General features: G+C 39.1%; 14 protein-coding genes. 9 read left to right on the top strand and 5 right to left on the bottom strand.

Annotated features, from left to right (window positions below):
- Positions 1-462: 462 nt before the first annotated feature.
- Positions 463-1,632: a sulfate ABC transporter substrate-binding protein gene (locus WKK05_RS05945; protein WP_341528848.1), complete on the top strand. Its 1,170-nt coding sequence runs from the start codon at positions 463-465 to the stop codon at positions 1,630-1,632.
- Between the two features lie 90 nt (positions 1,633-1,722).
- On the top strand, positions 1,723-2,724 hold the full coding sequence (locus WKK05_RS05940; RefSeq protein ID WP_341528847.1) for a PstS family phosphate ABC transporter substrate-binding protein: 1,002 nt from the start codon (positions 1,723-1,725) through the stop codon (positions 2,722-2,724).
- Positions 2,725-3,060: 336 nt separating this feature from the next.
- Here WKK05_RS05940 and WKK05_RS05935 read toward each other — a convergent pair whose 3' ends face one another.
- On the bottom strand, positions 3,061-4,182 hold the full coding sequence (locus WKK05_RS05935) for a Gfo/Idh/MocA family oxidoreductase (protein WP_341528846.1): 1,122 nt from the start codon (positions 4,180-4,182) through the stop codon (positions 3,061-3,063).
- 333 nt (positions 4,183-4,515) lie between these two features.
- Positions 4,516-4,725: a hypothetical protein gene (locus WKK05_RS05930; RefSeq protein WP_341528845.1), complete on the bottom strand. Its 210-nt coding sequence runs from the start codon at positions 4,723-4,725 to the stop codon at positions 4,516-4,518.
- 589 nt (positions 4,726-5,314) lie between these two features.
- Between WKK05_RS05930 and WKK05_RS05925 the strand changes: the two genes are divergently transcribed.
- A complete protein-coding gene (locus WKK05_RS05925) occupies positions 5,315-5,953 on the top strand; it encodes a TenA family transcriptional regulator (RefSeq protein ID WP_341528844.1) in 639 nt (212 codons plus the stop codon).
- Between the two features lie 21 nt (positions 5,954-5,974).
- On the opposite strand, the gene WKK05_RS05920 is transcribed toward WKK05_RS05925, so the two are convergent.
- Both WKK05_RS05920 and WKK05_RS05915 read right to left on the bottom strand, forming a co-directional pair.
- Positions 5,975-7,240, bottom strand: a complete 1,266-nt coding sequence (locus WKK05_RS05920; protein ID WP_341528843.1) for a M28 family peptidase — start codon at positions 7,238-7,240, stop codon at positions 5,975-5,977.
- A 193-nt stretch (positions 7,241-7,433) separates the two neighbouring features.
- Positions 7,434-7,886, bottom strand: a complete 453-nt coding sequence (locus WKK05_RS05915) for a DoxX family protein (RefSeq protein WP_341528842.1) — start codon at positions 7,884-7,886, stop codon at positions 7,434-7,436.
- Between the two features lie 530 nt (positions 7,887-8,416).
- Here WKK05_RS05915 and WKK05_RS05910 point away from each other — a divergent pair.
- Together WKK05_RS05910 and WKK05_RS05905 are read left to right on the top strand one after the other, a co-directional pair.
- Complete coding sequence (locus WKK05_RS05910; protein ID WP_341528841.1) at positions 8,417-8,839, top strand: hypothetical protein; 423 nt, start codon at positions 8,417-8,419, stop codon at positions 8,837-8,839.
- A 274-nt stretch (positions 8,840-9,113) separates the two neighbouring features.
- Entirely contained in the window at positions 9,114-9,683 is a 570-nt protein-coding gene (locus WKK05_RS05905) for a pentapeptide repeat-containing protein (protein ID WP_341528840.1), read from the top strand.
- 345 nt (positions 9,684-10,028) lie between these two features.
- Here WKK05_RS05905 and WKK05_RS05900 read toward each other — a convergent pair whose 3' ends face one another.
- Positions 10,029-12,131, bottom strand: a complete 2,103-nt coding sequence (locus WKK05_RS05900) for an S-layer homology domain-containing protein (RefSeq protein ID WP_341528839.1) — start codon at positions 12,129-12,131, stop codon at positions 10,029-10,031.
- A 753-nt stretch (positions 12,132-12,884) separates the two neighbouring features.
- Between WKK05_RS05900 and WKK05_RS05895 the strand changes: the two genes are divergently transcribed.
- From WKK05_RS05895 to glpK, 4 genes are all read left to right on the top strand, one after another.
- The gene (locus WKK05_RS05895; RefSeq protein WP_341528838.1) at positions 12,885-13,172 is read left to right on the top strand and encodes a hypothetical protein; all 288 of its coding nucleotides are present in this window, start codon (positions 12,885-12,887) and stop codon (positions 13,170-13,172) included.
- Positions 13,173-13,487: 315 nt separating this feature from the next.
- Positions 13,488-14,351, top strand: coding sequence for an oxaloacetate decarboxylase (locus WKK05_RS05890; protein WP_341528837.1), 864 nt, complete (start codon positions 13,488-13,490; stop codon positions 14,349-14,351).
- A 1,207-nt stretch (positions 14,352-15,558) separates the two neighbouring features.
- Complete coding sequence (locus WKK05_RS05885; protein WP_341528836.1) at positions 15,559-16,734, top strand: helix-turn-helix domain-containing protein; 1,176 nt, start codon at positions 15,559-15,561, stop codon at positions 16,732-16,734.
- Positions 16,735-17,274: 540 nt separating this feature from the next.
- A complete protein-coding gene (glpK, locus tag WKK05_RS05880) occupies positions 17,275-18,795 on the top strand; it encodes a glycerol kinase GlpK (protein WP_341528835.1) in 1,521 nt (506 codons plus the stop codon).
- Positions 18,796-18,829 lie beyond the last annotated feature (34 nt).

Here is an 18,829-nt window from a genome sequence, read left to right as displayed (position 1 = left end):
AGCCTAGGTGGAAGATATCAGTTTAGGGAAAATTATCAAAGCCTCACTAAATATTATCCTTCATCCTAAGAAACATTTCTATTTCTTAAAATCTATAACGATTAGGCGATCGCTTTAGATTTCATTAGTTTCGTAATTTCCTAATTTAACCTGAATTCGACAAACCTCTCCCTGCCTTGAACTAAAGTTCAAGTCTGTCTCTCTCCGAGTCGGAGAGGGACGGTTTTGCGTAGTAAAATCTCTTAGAGGTCTTTTATTGGGCTAATTAAGCAGACATCATAGAGCTATCGAACTCACGTTAATTTATGGCTCTTCATAAAGGTTTGTGTCTATCAGCAGTTATGTAAACCATCCAAAATTTTAGAGGCGAAATAACAAACCTATATACTCATTATCCGCCTTATAATACTCATAATTCACGGTAACTCGATTAAGATACCGGATATTATTTGGAGAATATTGATGCGGAAGTGGCAGAATACGACAAAATCAGTGACTTTACTGGTTGGGCAAATTCAAAGCTATGTTGTGCAAGCTATATCTATTATTAAGCACTGCTGCCAACGAGCAATAGAAAGTTTGTGGAAAAAACATTCTCTCTACAACTTCCTGTGTCTGTTTTTGGTCGGAGTTGGCTTGAGCATGGTACTTGCTGCTTGTTCTTTTAGCAATGCTGATACCAGTGCAAATTCCCAGCGTGATGTCAAGTTAAAGCTTGTTTCCTACTCAGTTACGAAAGCAGCTTATGATCGCATTATTCCGAAATTTGTAGAAAAGTGGAAGCAAGAACATAATCAAAATATTACTTTCGAGCAGAGCTATGGAGCTTCTGGTGTCCAAGCTGGTGCTGTAATTGATGGTTCGCAAGAAGCAGATGTAGTACACCTGTCACTTGCCCTTGATACCTATAGAATTCAGCAAGCAGGGTTGATTCAACCAAAATGGGAAAAAGAAGCTCCCAAGGGTGGGATTGTCAGCAGATCAGTAGTTGTTCTTGTTACCCGTGCTGGTAATCCTAAAGGCATCAAGACTTGGACAGATTTAACCAAAGATGGGTTAAATATCGTTACACCTAACCCAAAAACATCTGGCGGTGCGATTTGGAATTTTTTAAGTCTGTGGGGTTCTATCAGCCAAAAAGGCGGTGAAGAAGCTCAAGCGATCGACTTTACCACCAAAGTCTATAAAAATGCTCCTGTGCTACCAGAAAGTGCGCGTGCGGCTACTGAGCTATTTTTCCAGAAAGGTCAGGGAGATGTTTTAATAACCTATGAGAACGAGGTAATTTTGGCTGAACAAAATGGCCCAAAACTCCCTTATTCAGTACCAGACACTAACATTTCTATTGATAACCCTGTCACCGTTGTTGACAAAAACGTTGCTAAACACGGTACTAGAAAAATTGCTGAAGCGTTTGTCGATTTTCTTTATACACCAGAAGCCCAACGAGAGTTTGCTAATTTCGGATTCCGTCCCGTGCAACCCTTCATAGCAGCAGAAGTGGCATCAAAATATCCTCAACTCCAAACCCTGTTTACAGTTGAAGATTTGGGAGGATGGGATGCTATTCAGAAGAAGTTTTTTGTGAATGGGGGCATTTTTGACAAAATTCAGTCTGCTAGCAAAGCATGAACAGTTTCTATTTCACAGTAATGGCTTAACTCAAGATAGCCATTTGCTGGCAAATTTTACATCAAGCCACTTTTTTACTATCTTTAGATTATGAACATTTACAATCAATTGAAGCATCACAGTTTACTTACCTCTCTAATAATTTGTACCTTGGGAATAACTTCCTGTGACAGGGCGCAGGAGATGAAAAACGAGGTAAGTGTTGATGGTGCAGCTGTAGGTTTTCCAATTGCTCAAGCTGTTGCTGAAGAATATCAAAAACTTAAACCTACTGCTCAGGTTAGTGTTGCTTCCAGCGGTACTGGCGGGGGTGTTAGTAAGTTTTGTGCTGGTAGCCTTGATGTCGTTAATGCCTCGCGTCCGTTCAGAGATGAAGAAATTGCAAACTGTCAGAAGAAGAACATTGAGTTTGTAGAGCTACCTGTCGCTTTAGATGGGATTGCAGTTATTGTCAATGCTAAAAATAATTTTGCCAAATGTCTAAGTATCGAAGAACTTAATAAGATTTGGAATAGTAAATCAACCAACAAAGTAACTAACTGGAACCAAGTTAATCCAAGTTTCCCTAACCAGCGTTTAAAACTTTATGCTCCAGCTTCGGATACTGGGACATTTGATTATTTCACACAAGCTGTCACTAAAAAAGCTAAAAATAGCCGCACTGATTACACTCCTAGCCAAAATCAAAATGTTCTTGTCCAAGGAATCGCTGGTGATGTAACTGCTCTGGGATACGTTGGGATATCTTACTATATGCAGAACCAAAATAAGCTGAATTTAGTTGGAGTTAAAAGTCCAAACGGTACTTGTGAGAAGCCTGTTCCTCTAGATAATATCGTGAGAAACGTTTATACACCTTTGTCTCGTCCTCTGTTCATTTACGTTAGTAAGAAGTCATTAGATACTAAACCCTTAGTAAGGGATTTTGTGAGTTTTTATATAGATAATTCTTGGAAATGGGTTGATGAAGTTGGTTATGTGCCGCTACCTGACCAAGCTTATGTGAAGGTAAAAGCAAAATCTGTATCTGGTCAAACGGGCAGTAAGTTTAATAAAGCAAAACCAGGGAAACCAATCTTAGACTTTATTTAACTTATGGGGGTTTAAGAATAGAGAAAAAAGGACGAAATCCAACACCTTAAAAAGGGGAATTAAACCTGAATTTTCCCCTTTTTAAGACGTAGTTATGGGATTTGCTACTGGTTAATATACAGCGCATTTAGAATTCACAAGTCAGAATTAGGAAGAAAAACAAGCTTTCTCGCTGGCTTTACTTCGACTCCTTTCGGCTTCTCTACGATACCGGAGGCGTAGCTTGCTTCCCCGTAGGGGTACGCTCAAGGCAAGCCGCTCAGTAACATGAGACCTATATTGTGTACTTTATCAACTTGAAATCTGCTGTATTTTTAGCGGCTTTAGAATAATCTTCTAAGACTTGCCAGAAGGTGGAGCAGCATTAATTAGCTCTGGTTTTTCCTCAGTGGCAGGATGCTCAATAGCTTGATCCGATGTCGGACGTGTATCTCGATCAATAGTTTCTATCCGTACAGGTTGACCTATCTCAATTGAGCGATAGAGTGCTTGAATAATCCGAACATCGCTTAATCCTTCTGTCCCGGATGGCTCTGGATCTTTATCTTGTAAGATGCAATCTGAGAAGTAGGTAAATTCAGCTGCTAGCTGGTCGTGCGCAGGAAAGGTGCGTTCTTGAGTCTCACCATCAATTGTCAGGTAGTGCTTCAAATCTCCATGCCAGGTATAGGCAGATTCTACCCGCAAGTCACCTTTGGTTCCTACAACTTGATAGGTGGAAACCTTTGCTCCTCCAAAGCTACAGGTAAATGTCGCGAGTCGCTCATTGGGAAAGCGTAAGGTAGCAGTAGCCATTTCTTCGACTTCGCTGAAGCGTTGTTCCCCTTTATTGGCTGCTACGGCAAAAACTTCGGTTGGTTCGTCTTGAAACAGGTATCGTACAGCGTTAATACAATAGATGCCAATATCATACAGTGTTCCACCACCTGTAACATTACGTAAACGAATGTTACCTTCTTCTACTTGCTGACTAAAAACTGAGTTGAAAATTCGCGGTTCACCAATTTGCTGCGATCGCAAAATTTCGACTGCTTCTAAGTTTGCTGGCTCTAAGTGTAAGCGATAGGCAATCATCAACTTTACACCGTTGTCATTGGCAGCTTTAATCATGGTCTCGCACTCTTGTTCAGTCACGGCCATCGGCTTTTCACACAGCACATGAATTGCCTGATTGGCTGCCCGCACAGTGTACTCGCAATGTAGGTGATTAGGCAGCGCAATATAAACTGCATCAATCTCTCCGCTTGTAAGACAGTCTTCGTACTCTTCATAGGAATAAGTACGTTGAATGCCATATTGTTTACTAAGTTCTTCTCGCTTAGTAGGGTCATCCGAAACTAGCGCAACTACTTCAGAGTTTTCCGCAGGGGCAAATGCAGGCAAGGCGGCTTCTTGAGCAAACCAACCTAAACCCACGACGGCGTAACGAATTTTGCGTTTTTCGTTTGTAGCTGCCATTTCTAGACCTCTTAATCAAGAACTTATTTTTAAAACATCGCTCTTTTACTGTGATGAAGTTCTTCAACTATTCCATCTTGCCGATGAGAGAGACTTTAATCATACTTATGAAATACATGGTCAAATAAAAAACAAGCTTCTGATGAGATTTACTTTCTCAATTATCCTGTTTGGAGGTCAGATACATTGTTACTGATGATGATTGAAGACATAGATCCCCAGCTTCTTAAACGAAACCGGGGATCTTGTTTCTCACGAATGATTTAGGATTGGTATAGTTGCAACTGGGTAATAGAAATTTTTCTATGTTCTCAACGTGTTCAACAACGAAATTCAATCATCTAACAAACTCATTAATGTTTGAACCTCTAAGTCTGGCGGTTCTGATATCTGACACCGTAAATCTAGCAACTGACTCTCTAATGCTTCAGCTACATATGCCATATTAGATTGTTGGGCAATTTTTAACTGATTTTCTTTGATTTTGATTTGTTGTAGCACGTTACTTACAACATAAATTGAATCGTAATCTTGAGAAATCATAGCTTTACATTTGTTAAAAATTTCTAGATTGAAATCAAATTGCTGATTAATCTATTCTCTTGAGAGTATCTAATTTTAAGTAAGTAGTATAGATCATATTAGTGCAAATGTGTCAACAAAAAGAGTAAAGATATCTCAAGTGCTAACATGACTTGTGCAGCAAGATTCTTAATTGAGACTGGCATAAAACTAAAACTGTGGGTGGGTAATACCATTTCACTTTAAGAGGGTAATATCGTGTCTGGTAAAACACTTATAATTAGGCTCGTAGTTGCGCTTGAGCGCCGTACATCTTCTTGCACTCAAGCGCAACTACAAACATACATTTTATTTCTAAGTAATTAGTCGGACTTGACATAACACAAAATTAAGGTCAGGGCAAACGCATCTAAATTACTCTTGACAATAGACAACATCGGTGAGTTGCTGTTTGTCTGTTAGCATCTTAGGGGCTGAGCAAAAACAAGTTGGAACTTGCTTTTCGTCACCCCACGATTAATGGTCTTGTGCATTCCGATCACCCAAAAAGTGGATGCTTAGCAGTCTGCCCCTCTCCATACCATCTCCCCGAAACACCTATTGAGCCAAAATGACTATTACCTGCAAACTTCTTTTACAAAATCACGCTCAAGATTGGCAAGAAGCAACTGTGCATCCCTTCCTAGAACAGTGTCAGTTAGGTATAATTCAACTCCAGCAATTCAATACATGGTTAATGCAAGATTATCTGTTTGTTGTAGAATTTACGCGGATGGTAGGGCGAGTATTAGCCAGCGCACCTCCACAACATTTTGATGTGATACTTGGGGGATTGGCAGCTCTTAAAGACGAACTCAATTGGTTTCAAGAAAAAGCTACCCAACGACAACTGAATCTTAATATAAATAAACAACCAACCTGTAGAGAATACTGTGAATATATGCAGAGTCTTGCAGAAAAGCCTTATCCTGTGCAAGCAACTGCATTTTGGGCTATTGAATTAGCCTATAATCAAGGTTGGCAACTACCAGGTAAAATGCCTGCACCTTACAATGAATTTGCAGAAAGATGGGGAAATATTGATTTTACAAAGTATGTAAAACTTTTGGAACAGCAAGCTAATGATGTTTTAGAAACGGCAGAAGAGGAAATTCAAAAACAAGCTGAAGAATCTTTTTTGATGGTGGCAAAATTTGAACATAATTTCTGGCAGATGGCTTTTCACATAGCACAGCATGAATCAAGATAATTATTTATAAATTTAACTTGGCTATTTCAGTAACTCTCTGACAATACTCAGCCCTACTTGCGTAGTTTCATTCAACATTTTTGTATCTACTATTTTATCATTCGGTGTATGGTAATTCGGTTCCTGTCCCCGGTAGAAAAAAAGGATTGGCACATCTTTGTTAGCAAATGATGCATGGTCGCTACCACCATAGGAAGAACCAAAGATTTTTACATCCGGGTCAACAGCTTTAGCGAATGCGATTAACGATGATGTACCACCAATAAGAAGCTGGTTGTTAACACCAACCATGTCGAAATTCAGCATTCCTTTCAATTCTGAGAGAAACTCTGGTGCAGCAGCATTCACAAAAGCCCGTGAGCCGTGCAAGCCGTCTTCCTCGCCATCGAAAGCAACGAACCAAGTTTGACGGGCAAGAGTTGTGTTAGCTAAATTACGAGCTAGCGACAGCACAACTGCTGTTCCAGAAGCATTATCGTTTGCTCCTGGAGAACCTACCACAGAGTCGTAGTGTCCACCAAGTAGAAGCTTTGGCTGAGTTACCCCTGGTAAATGAGCAATAATATTACGTCCAGTAATAACCTGCTGTTGAACATTGACATTTAAGCTGATATTGACTGGTGGATTTTGCGCCTGCTGAAGCAAGGAATTACCGCGATCGCTTGAAAGTGCGAGGACAGGAATTTTCACTGGTTCGCCTAATGTACCGCCATTTAAATTCCCTGGTTGATTGTTGACAATAACTAAACCAACCGCCCCCGCCGCAGCGGCATTTTTAGCTTTTTCAGAAAAGCGGATTTCACCACGCCGAACGATCGCGATCGCACCTTTAACATTCACAGACGCAAAGTCGCTAGGTCGTCCAAAGTTGGGAATTGCTACTAGTGCTGCATTCAGCTTGCTAGAAATTGTGCCATTGATTGCCCGACCTTCAATAATCGCACCATTAATAGTGAGGTTTGAACCTAAGTCTGCAAACTTTTCATACTTAAAAGTCTGAACTTTGGTAATGTAACCAACTTTACGGTACTGATTAATTAAATAGGTACTTGCCTTTTCCATAACTGGTGTACCAGCTACTCGCGCACCCATATTTACCAAAGCTTGCACATCTGCATAAGTTGCATTGGTACTCTCGTTCTCTTTAGCTTCAGCTTTTGGGAAATAATCTACAACATTTTTTAAGTGAGCTACTTGCGAATTGCCAGCCGTCGGTAATGCAACCAGGACAGCTACTAGTAGGGCTTTTAAATAAAAATTTGTTTGGTTTCTCTTTAAGGGAGTCATTAATGGTCGGTTCAATAAATCATATACTTTTTGGTTTCTCTGATTTTAATTATTTATAGATAAGAATGACAAATTAGTAGTTTAAAGCTTTAAAGCGATCGCTCAACAGGTATTGGCAAAGCCAATAGCAGTATATCCATCAAGTGGGTAGATAAAACGCTCGGTAACACACCTGTGCTACCCGTCAAGCTCTTTAGACATCTTTAGAAATCAACTTTGTCTGTTTAATAAATTCTGATGCTCCTCGTTGCGTCTCTGGTTGACGAGTACACCAATATGCCCAGGCAATCAACACTGCCTGAAATGGTAATCTTATTAAATAAAGTAATTGATTATGAGGAATTCCATCAACTTGAATATTGTGCAAAGTCATATAAATATTGGCAGGAAACACAGCAATAAATAAGGAAATTAGTCCCCATGCTGCTGCTACACTGACAAATGGAATTGTTAAGCCAATACCACCTAGAATTTCAAAGAAACCGCTAACATAAACAGATGTTAATGGCGGAAATGGTGGCGGTACAATGCGAGCGTATTGCTCTGGTCTCAGAAAATGGGTGATACCGACGATAATCAGAGCAACGGCAAAAATACCACGTAATAATTCTTTGCGGTGATGAACTTTGTCAAGTACAGAATTCATAGAAAATTGCAGATATACTGATTTGACTGTAAATATCGCTTTACAATTTTACGTCTATCTGAAGTTATTTTTTTATGCTGTTATGGGCGTAAAAAATCATCTTGCAAATGTAAATATGGTGTTTTCAACTCCAGTAAGGTACAAAATAACCCCTCCCCAACCCTCTATTTACCTTACCAAGGGGAGGGTGCGCGACAGCGCGGGTGGGGTGTATTTCATGTGCCTGGCAATTATTGTATAACTATTATTTAATCGATTAGACATGGTACAATCCCCAATTTATAGAAGTTAGAGTACTTATTAATAACTTTCTTAAGACTTACTATTTTTCTGTATCAGTGCTTCTAAAGATAGAAGAATTTAATGTATAACATGAGTAAGATTTTAGTTACATAATTTAAAAATTAGCAGGGATTTTATTCTTCCTGATTCAAGCTGGATTTTGGAAAGCAAGTTTAACAAACAGTAATGTTGCTAAGCTCAACAAAAGCTTTACAGGCTAATAGCTCTGTATTTATAGGAGTTGGAAAATGAGTAAAAATCAGAAAGATAAAGTTGATAACAGTGCAAATAAGTTGCAGCCAAATAAACATCTGAATAATGAAGCTAATTTAATTGCTCAAGAATCACCACAAAATATTAAAACAATAAATATAGATGGTCAGCGTCCAGTTGATCCAAGTTCTTTTGAGGTTAAAGACACCTTTAACATTGATGGTCAGCGTCCAATTACCTCAAATGATACTGAGGTTGAGGAAATAATAGACATAGATGGCGAGCGTCCCATTGTCTCTAGTAATCTTGTCTTTAATGAGACTCTCAATATAGATGGACAGCGCCCGATTGACCCAAGCGACTTAGAGATTGAAGATATTCTTGAGATAGATGGCGATCGCCCAATCGTTTCAAGTAATACTGCTGCTCCTAAAATTACAACCGATTACATAGACTAAAAAGACTAAAAAGTCTCGTTGAAGAATTTTTTGTGCCTTTGTAGTTTAAAAATAAACAGTCAGAAAGATACAAATATACTAAGTAAAATCGCTAAGGTATCTCTTAGGGATGGAATTTAGTAGTAACTTTAGATAGTGGCATAAGCAATTCTGAATAGCTAGCCTAAACAGGGATATTTCAGTATTCACTCTTGATTGAGTCACCATGCTGATTTTTAGTGACTTGGGCTGCGAATTTCCTGCCTGTCTGGGTGGGCGATATTGGCTCAACTGAATGTTCCTTAGCACAGCTACAGATACTGGTAAAACAGATATGAAAGCAGATGAACTTCTGAACAACTATGCTAGAGGCATCAGAGACTTTACTGCTGTTAACTTGAGCGAGGCAAACTTGAGCGGAGCCGATCTTAGGGGAGCAACTTTAGATAGAGCTATCTTAGATGGAGCTAATCTTAGCAATGCTAATTTAATGCAAACTAGTTTAATTGAAGCTGACTTGAACGGGGCAGATTTGAGCAATGCCAACCTAAGTGGTAGCAATTTAGGTGGAGCTATCTTGGATGGAGCTATCTTGGATGGAGCAACTCTAGATGGAGCGAATTTGAGTCAGGCTGATTTGACTGTTGCTAAATTAATTGATGCAAACTTGAGCGAAGCAGAGTTGCAGCAAGCAACCTTACAAGCTGCAAATCTGGATGGCGCTGATTTAAGCGGAGCAGACTTAAGTGTAGCCAACCTAACGCAAGCCAATCTCACCAAAGCAGACTTACACGAGGCAAATCTAAGTGGAGCAAATTTAGAGGGTGCTAATACAGAAGGAACAATTTTGGATGAGAATGCGTAAAGCAAAATCGGCGTTACTAAATAAAAGCATCAATTAGTAAACTAATCGCCATTCATTTTTACCGATTGATTTGCTTCTAGTAAAAGCTACCTTACGTGAACGCTTCTCTATGAGAGACTACGCCAATGCGAACAGCTCTGATTTTATGCACTTAAATGCTCATTAGTTAATCACGCTCCAGAACTGTAGGCACAGATAATTAAGAGAAAGGAGAAAGGAACAAGAAAAATGGGGGAGACGCGAAGGCTAATATTTCCTGACTCCTGTACAGACGCATAGACGCTCGAAGAGCGGCCTCTCGTAAGAGTATAATCGCGTCTGTACTCCTCACTTCTAAATCAGCACTCAGCTGGTCTTATTTCCTACTATCCACGTTGAATCACTTGTCTGGATAGCACCGAGTTTAGCTGTACTGCCGTTAGTAGGTACGTAATATGGTGAAGGCAAAGTTCCTGAAAGTTTGAATTTAGGATCAAATTGCTTTGCACCAGAACCTGCTGGTTTAACGTTGAAAAACAGGTTATTTTGTACACCAACTGATAATCCCAGCGAATTGTTAGGCGTCTTAGCTAAATTATAGAAAATATTATTACTAATCTTCTGGTTCTTACTCTCTCCTTTGTGAAAACGGAAGATTGGATCTTTGGAGTTGTTAATATACACAGTGTTGTTAGTAAACTTGAAATTGTCCTTTTGGTTACGGAAATTACCAATTAAAATGGGGCCGCCTGTTTTTTCAAAGACGTTGTGATGGACATTCAAGTTCGGATACTTATACCCAAACGAAGCAATAGGATAAGAGCCTCCGCGAATATAGTTATGGTCAAATTCAATATTGTTGCTTGATACTTCGCAAGCATAGAAGGGATTTTTGGGCCCATACCAAAGATTATGATGTACACGAATGTTAGTTGGTAGCTTATTCTCAGGGGATGCTAAGGATACCGTACTATTAAAGGTAGAATTATAAACTTCGCAGTTGTAACAATTGTGATTCCAAAGCTCTATAGCCATTTGTGGAGTATAGCCGCTACCCCAACCATTCCACTTATCGACCTTAATATCCAAGTTATAAAATTTAACATTCCTTAACTCCCCAGCTGGGCGATTTGAGCCAGGCCCCTTTGCCCAAGCATCACTGGTAGTTCCCATTGCTCGTCCACCACGTGTGGTGGTGTCAATATTTATGTCATGGAAATCAACATTTGTCAGGTTCCCAAAATCAAAAGCAGATGATTGCTTGGTGCTTTTGCCTGGAACGCGATTGTTATAGGTACTATCTGTAACGTTAATGTTGTAGAAGTTAGCATTAGATACCCTCTCCATATTCAGCGCTGAATTGGCGTAGCTATTAAATGCCAAATCATGAATTTCTAATTTATTGGCATCTCGAATACGCATACCCACTTCATAAGCACGATTTTTGCCATCAAATTTAATCCCACTTACGGTTAGGTTTTTAACTTTAGCTAGCTGAACCTGTCCCATGATGGTGGTCGAATTAACTCCTGAACCTACAAGCTTTACTCCTGATGGGACTGAGACTGCTTTCTCACCTAAATCAAAAGTCCCGGCTCCAACTCGGATAGTATATCCTTTATCAGCAGGAACGGAGGCTAGAGCTTTGTTCAGGGTACGCCAGGGTGAAGACTGTGTGCCTTTACCTTTATCTGACCCTTGGCTACTTACGTAGTATGTAGAAGTGGAGTTACTAGATGTAGAGCCACTAGATGTAGGGGTAAAGCTACCACTACCTGCAATGTACTGCTCAGGGATAGCATTAGAAATTTTTCCAGAGCCAGCTAAAGCTTGACACAAGAAAGCTGATACCTCAGCACGAGTGGCTAACTTATTGGGATTGAGGTACTTAACGTCAGGATAATCAACAACAAGACGTTTTTCAGTTGCTGCTGCTATTCCATTTTGTGCATAGTCAGGAACTTTACTTGCATCAGCAAAATTAGCTTTCAATGTTGTAATAGCAGACTGACTCGGAGAATAATTTAGGCCGCTAGCCAAAGCCACCAAAACTTGAGCGCGAGGAATATTTTGGCTAGGTTTGAAAACTTTACCAGGGTAACCTGAGAGGAATGCTGTTTCAGAAGTTGTTTTAATCGCAGAGTAGGCCCAGTAATTCGAGGATACATCCACAAAATCAACTGAGTTGCGAGTCTTAGGCGCGTTAGGAAAAGCCTTACCTATCATTGCTGCAAACTCGGCGCGAGTCACAGGGGAATTTGGTCGAAAAGTACGATTTGGGTAACCACTAATAATGCCTTGACTGGCAAGTTGTGTAATGCATGACTCAGACCAGTTACCTTGAATATCCGTAAATTCAGATTGAGCTAGCTTTGGTGCTGCTATCACTAGATGGGTAACTGCACTAATCATTATTCCCAATCCAACTAGTAAAGCAAAGCCAGACTGCCATTTGGAGACTTTAATCATTGAAATTATTACCTCATTAATAGTTTTTTCTGGTTTACGCAGATACTAGTGCCTTTTAAATATTCTAGAGTTTTTTTCTCTAATACCTTTGATATCTTTTGAGAGGTGTTCAAATTGCTGCAAGTAATCACCGCAGAGGATGCGTACCATTGTTGTATCGTGGTATGCTAACGAGTTAAAGTTTTCGCAAAGCGTTTACCTTTACAGCCAAAATTCTTGCGATCGCCTATAAAAAGTCACTTTTGGCATCTAACCTTAACTCTAGAATTATTTAGCTAATTTAAATTTGTGACTAAAGTCATGGGTCTATTTATGACTTTTGCCTGAATTAATTTTTCTAGAGGTGGGCGTTAATAGTAATTAAAGTATGATTTTACTTTGTTCACTCACATAATACCGAAAAGCTGCGATAAAGTAGCTTTTTTCCTTTTGCAAACAAATTTTGACTAAAAGCCGTTCTTAAAAGTTCGCATAAGTAAAATTGTGCCTAATTTTATACAACGTTACTTGATTTAATTGATTCTTGTTTGTTTTCCGGATATTTCACAAAAAAGCTGTATACGACTACAGACAAAATCCACTATACCTAAACAGACAACTAGAAAGTTACTTTAATGTCTTTAGAAGCCGTTGGTAAACTTTATACCAAAATGGAAAAGATTTTCTTGTTTAAGAAATAGAGGAAGGTAGTAAAAATAACCTACCTTAAGCCTTTGTCTGCCTGTTTTCATGTATTTAGGAGAAAGTTTTTAAATGAGTTACTACAACTTTAATGACCATTTTTGGCCTCGACAAACAGTTTGTAGTCAATCATTAACAGCAAAGCCAGTTAAAAAAACTACTCGCAAAAGTATAATAAAAGAAATCTTACCAATAGTATGTTTTGCTGTTTGGACAACGCTGTTAATCCAGGTTTTAGTTCTTGCTGCAACTAAGAATCAGGAAAAAAAATCTTTGGGAACTAGCAACTCTAATGGCGATTGTCTGATGTTTAGGGGTAGCGATCGCGTACAAATTTATTGCTCTACACCACACAAATAACTAACAGTTGAGATTTTGTTGATTTTGCAAAATGGATAATTTTTTAAATAACTAGAGACGAGTTTGTGGGATAAGTACTTTTGCGATCGCTTTTAAAATGCCAACTTTCAACCTTTTAACTCGGAATGTCGTCTTCAAAACTTAACACTTACTGTTGAGAACTCGAAACATCGAGCTTTTATCTCCAAAAACAAAGCTCAGAACTCTCTATTGTCTAAAATTTTAAACCACTAAGGTAGAGGCGTACAACTGTGCTAGGCTACTGTATTCTCAAAAGAGAGATATTTTTAGATCATTCTCCGTATCTATTGTTTTATGTCTTCTTCCCAAAAACTGCGACAGTTACTTGCTCGTCCTGAAATTATTGTGATTCCTGGTGTCTACGATTGTCTAGGAGCCAAGCTGGTTGAACAACAAGGTTTTGATGTAGTGGCTACTAGTGGCTTTGGTATTGCTGCTTCTACACTGGGTTTACCAGACTACGGCTTTCTGACGGCTACTGAAATGCTCTACAGCGTGGGACGAATTGCTCAGTCGGTGAGTATTCCCCTAATAGCTGATTTAGATACAGGTTACGGTAACGCCTTAAATGTTGTCCGCACGATTAAGGAAGCTGTGCAGTTGGGCGTGGCTGGTGTGCTGTTGGAAGACCAAGAATGGCCAAAAAAGTGTGGTCACTTTGAAGGAAAGCGAGTGATTCCCGAAGCGGAACACGTTGGCAAAATCAAGGCAGCTGTGGAAGCGCGGGGTGATAGCGGTTTGGTAATCATTGCTCGCACAGATGTGCGTGCGCCGTTGGGCTTAGAATCAGCGATCGCTCGTGGTCGAGCTTACATTGCGGCTGGTGCAGATATACTATTTGTAGAAGCTCCTCAGTCTGTTGAAGAATTAAAAGCGATCGCAGCTGCTTTCCCGGATGTGCCACTGGTAGCTAATATTGTTGAAGGAGGCAAAACTCCCGAAGTTTCTACGGCGGAGTTACAACAATTAGGTTTCAAAATTGCGTTTTTTCCTCTGACTGCCCTACTAGCTGTCACAAACGTCATGGCTGCTTGTTTCCATCACTTAAAAGAACAAGGAACCACGGCTGACTTACCAAATTTGGTTAAATTTAAAGATTTCCAGGAACTCGTCGGTGTTCCTCAATATTTGCAAATGGAGCAGAAGTTTAAATCTTAAATTTGAAACAATTCATAATTGAAAACAAGCTTAATCTTCATCCTTTGCTGCAAAATTTACCTGCTCGTAAAGGTCAATAAGTTTAATTTGAAAATCAATCGTTTGCAGCAGTAAGGTTGCAGATTGGTCTTCCAACTCAGTAAACACTTATCTATGCTTTGTCGAAGCATTTGGCTCCATATTTTTTTAATCAACTTAAAAAATAAATAACACAATCTCATCTAAGATATATTGACAAATCAAATAATCTAAGATGTAGATTAAATTCATCTAAAGGTAAATAAGAAAAAAGGAGAGATGAGACTTTATAGTATTTAAAACTTACCCATCACTCCTGATAACTAGCGTGTTGATAAGCTGTTACGTATTCTTCAATTACACCAGCGTACTACTTGTTCTTACCTCTAACTAAAGAGACGAATAATTATTAAGTTCTTCTGTATGTATGTATACAAACTTTTCCTTATTAAAAGCTATTTAGTAATTCAATTAATATAGATTTAATATAGACAACATCACAATATTTATTGATATTGATTAACAAGTAATCTATTTTTAAAGTATCAGTTATTAGATATATTTTTTAAAAAACCTAGAGCGAAGAGACTTCCAAAAAATAAATTATTCAGTAGTGGTGTGGCACAGCTAAACTTGTGCATTAGATTTATGCTTGTTGGGGCTGAAGCCCAACTACGAGCCTTTAGTTATTGCACGATTTTAGTTGTGTCGCGCCGATAAGTGTATTACGCTGTCACGTTAAAATTACGAAAATAAAGCGGGAGGCAGATCCACACTGCTTTTTACCTCCCCTACGATAATTGTTTAGAGATTTTTTTAATTGGAAGCCCCTAAGTCAAAAACCCCATAGTTAATTAAGCGATTAATTTTAATAAAAAATTAAAGTTTATATAATTTTGTATATGTGATCACAAAGAAAGAACTACTGGATGGTAGTAGAAAGTAGTTGCTAAAAAATGAGAATACTTCGCTGTTATCGGGTGTAATTGGATAGTAAATATTAGCTTAGAATTCAGTTATTTTTTCACTCAGCAGCTTTGTAAGTGTTGTAATGTATCTTAATATTATATTTAAGACTGCTGTTAGTGAATTAGTAAAATTTACCTTCCAGTAACTATCCTCACCGATTTCAATAAGAATATCTTGACTTTTTTATTCAACATTTCTAAACAATTTGCAGGATTTTAAAGTGAACATAGAACAATTTGTCCAACGCGCAGAATCATTGCACAAACATTTAGAAGATTTATACCAAACTGCTACTGTCTTACCTTGGATTCCACCGGATTTGCTGCCAGAAGCTTTTAAAGAACTCTATAGCACCTCAAAGATAGTCCAGTTAGCAGTGGAGGAATTGTATCAACAACATCACCAATTAATACAAACACAAAATTTGTTAGAAGTAGAACGTCAGCGCTATCAGGATTTATTCGAATTGGCTCCAGAGAGCTATTTAATAACTAATGTAGAAGGCGTAATCCAAGAAGCAAATCATGCAGCATCTAGGTTACTTAATGTTTCAAAACCTTTTCTGATAGGTAAAGCATTGATTAACTTTGTTTCTATGGAAGAACGTCAGCATATTCGCAGCGAACTCATCGGGCTATCTCAATTAGAGACGCACAGAGTTAGAGAATTAGTAGTACGTTTGCAGCCACGTCATTGCGAATCTTTTCAAGCAGCTTTGACAGTAATAGTTGTCCGGAATCAGCATAGTCAGGAAATATCTCTACGCTGGGTGCTGCATAATATTACAGAACGACAACGAGCAGAATTAGCTGTAGTCAAAAATGACAGTGACCTTATCCAAGCTCGTCCTGTACAGAAACATTCCAAAGGAGAAAATATTTCCGTTAATCCGCTAGAAATTTTGTATGTTTCTCAGGGTTGGGTAAAACTAACTACTTTCTGTGAAACAGGGGAAGAAGTTTTGATAGGGTTGGCAACAGCAGGAATGGTTTTTGGTTCTAGTATGACCTCTCTGAATATTTATCAAGTAACAGCCCTATCTGATGTTGAGTTAGTGTCAATTTACGTAACTGAAATAGAAGCTTCCCCGACGTTGAGCCATGTGCTTTTACCAAAAATTAATCAGCGTTTACAACAGACAGAATCTTTTCTAGCCATTTCAGGAAGGCGACGAGTACAAGAGCGCTTATATAATTTATTAGAACTATTAAAACAGACAGTAGGTGAAACTGTGCCGGAGGGAACTCGCCTCTGCGTTCGCTTTACTCATGAAGATATTGCTAGTGCCTGTTGCAGTACTAGAGTAACAGTGACACGATTAATAGGCAAATTACAAGCACAAGGCTTACTTAGTTTTGACTCAAAAAAACATATGATTATAAAAGATTTATATTAGTTAATTAAACATTATTAAGTTATGTAATTTTAAACTTAGTAATTATTAAATAGCTATCTAATTTGATTCATGAAATTACTTTTCTAGAGAACGAATGAGGAACAGGTAACAGTCAAGAACGTTATATGGCAAGGTTATAGCATGGTTAAGGTATATAAAAGAATTAACCACAGATGAACACACATACTCGCAGCGACACGGCAATGATGTGTTCTTTATTCAAATTATAATTGCTATATATGTACTGGTTTTTTCAAAAATTAAATAAAAATTTGAATATAAAAAATTATTGAACAATAAATTCGGATAAATATTATTGTTTGAGAGGTCTGAAACAATGCAAATATAAAACTCAACTATCAAAATTAAAGTTTTATATTTGATTTAAAGTTATGTTTTGACAAACTGGAATTCAACAACAAGCTGTTTTGAACATATACAGTTAAAATGTTGTATCAAAATGAGAACTTTTAAAAAATATAATATACAGATGATGTGTCCTAAATTGGTAAAATTGCTATCACGGCATTAAAAGCAGCTATGCAGACACTTGGCAGCACAACTCCATCATTGGGCTACATCTTAGCACTGGATTTAGGTACGACAGGCAACCGCGCCTTTGTATTTAATGCAGATGGCAAGATTGTTGGGCAGGCGTACAAAGAGTTGACGCAGCATTACCCGCAACCAGGATGGTTAGAACATAATCCTTTGGAAATCTGGCAGGACACTTGCTGGGTAATGCAAACAGCTATTGTAAATGCCCAAATTACTCCATCAAAAATTGCTGCCCTGGGACTAACCGTACAGCGGGAAACCTGCTTAATTTGGGATAAAACTACTGGGCTACCACTCCATCAGGCAATTGTCTGGCAAGACCGCCGCACTGCTCCTCTTTGTAACCAGTTGCAAGAGCAAGGCTATGCTCAAGATATTTACGATCGCACAGGTTTGGTGATTGATGCTTACTTTTCTGCTACCAAGCTTAGGTGGCTGTTAGACCAATTTGTAGGCATTGACCTGAAAAACGTCTTGGCAGGCACAATCGATAGTTGGGTACTGTGGAAACTGACGGGTGGTAAAGTCCACGCGACTGACCACAGCAACGCTAGCCGAACAATGCTGATGAATCTCAAAACCTGCGAGTGGGATGAGACACTACTAGATATATTCCAAATTCCTGCTCATATATTGCCTCAGATTCAGCCCAGCTTGGGATTATTTGGAGTCACCGATACGGCTTTGTTGGGCGCTGAAATTCCCATTACTGCCATCTTAGGAGATCAGCAAGCTGCTCTATTCGGTCATGGCTGCGATCGCCCTGGTTTGATGAAATGCACCTATGGCACTGGTAGCTTTTTGGTAGCTCACACTGGCTCTCAAATCGTGCGCTCAGAGCAACAACTAATTTCTACTGTGGCATGGACGCAAGTAAAGCCAAGCGGAACTTTAGATATAGGCTACGCCCTAGAAGGCAGTATGTTCACTAGTGGTGCTTGTATCCAATGGTTACGTGATGGCATCAAGCTGATTAAAACTGCTGCTGAAACTGAGGCAATGGCCAATCAGGTCGCAGATAATGGTGGAGTCTACTTTGTACCTGCATTTAGTGGACTGGGCGCACCTTATTGGGATATGAGTGCAAGGGGGGCTTTTTTTGGTATTACCGCCAGTGTACAACCACAACATTTAGTCCGCGCCGTCTTGGAAGCGATCGCCTATCAAGTTCTGGAAGTGGTGCAGGCAATTAATGCATCAAGCAGTATTCCAATGGGGCGATTAACTGTAGATGGTGGTGCTTGTGAGAACGATTTCCTCATGCAGTTCCAAGCTGATGTCTTAGGGATTCCAGTGGAACGCCCAAAAATGCGCGATACAACTGTGCAGGGTGCAGCATTTGCAGCTGGACTGTCTGCGGGATTTTGGGATAGTTATGAAGCCCTGGTGCAACAACGATACATTGAACGCGTATTTGAACCTAGCAAAGAGAGCGATCGCGCATTGTCCAACTTCACCACTTGGCAAAAAGCAGTTAAACGAACTCTCGCTTGGACAGAGTAGTTATCTGTGAGACATTTAATTTTCCCATGTTGGC

Origin of the sequence: Nostoc sp. UHCC 0302, from assembly GCF_038096175.1 — a bacterium.
Lineage (GTDB): Bacteria > Cyanobacteriota > Cyanobacteriia > Cyanobacteriales > Nostocaceae > UHCC-0302.
The sequence above is the reverse complement of the archived record's forward strand: the minus strand, read 5'-3'. Positions and strand labels throughout refer to the sequence as shown.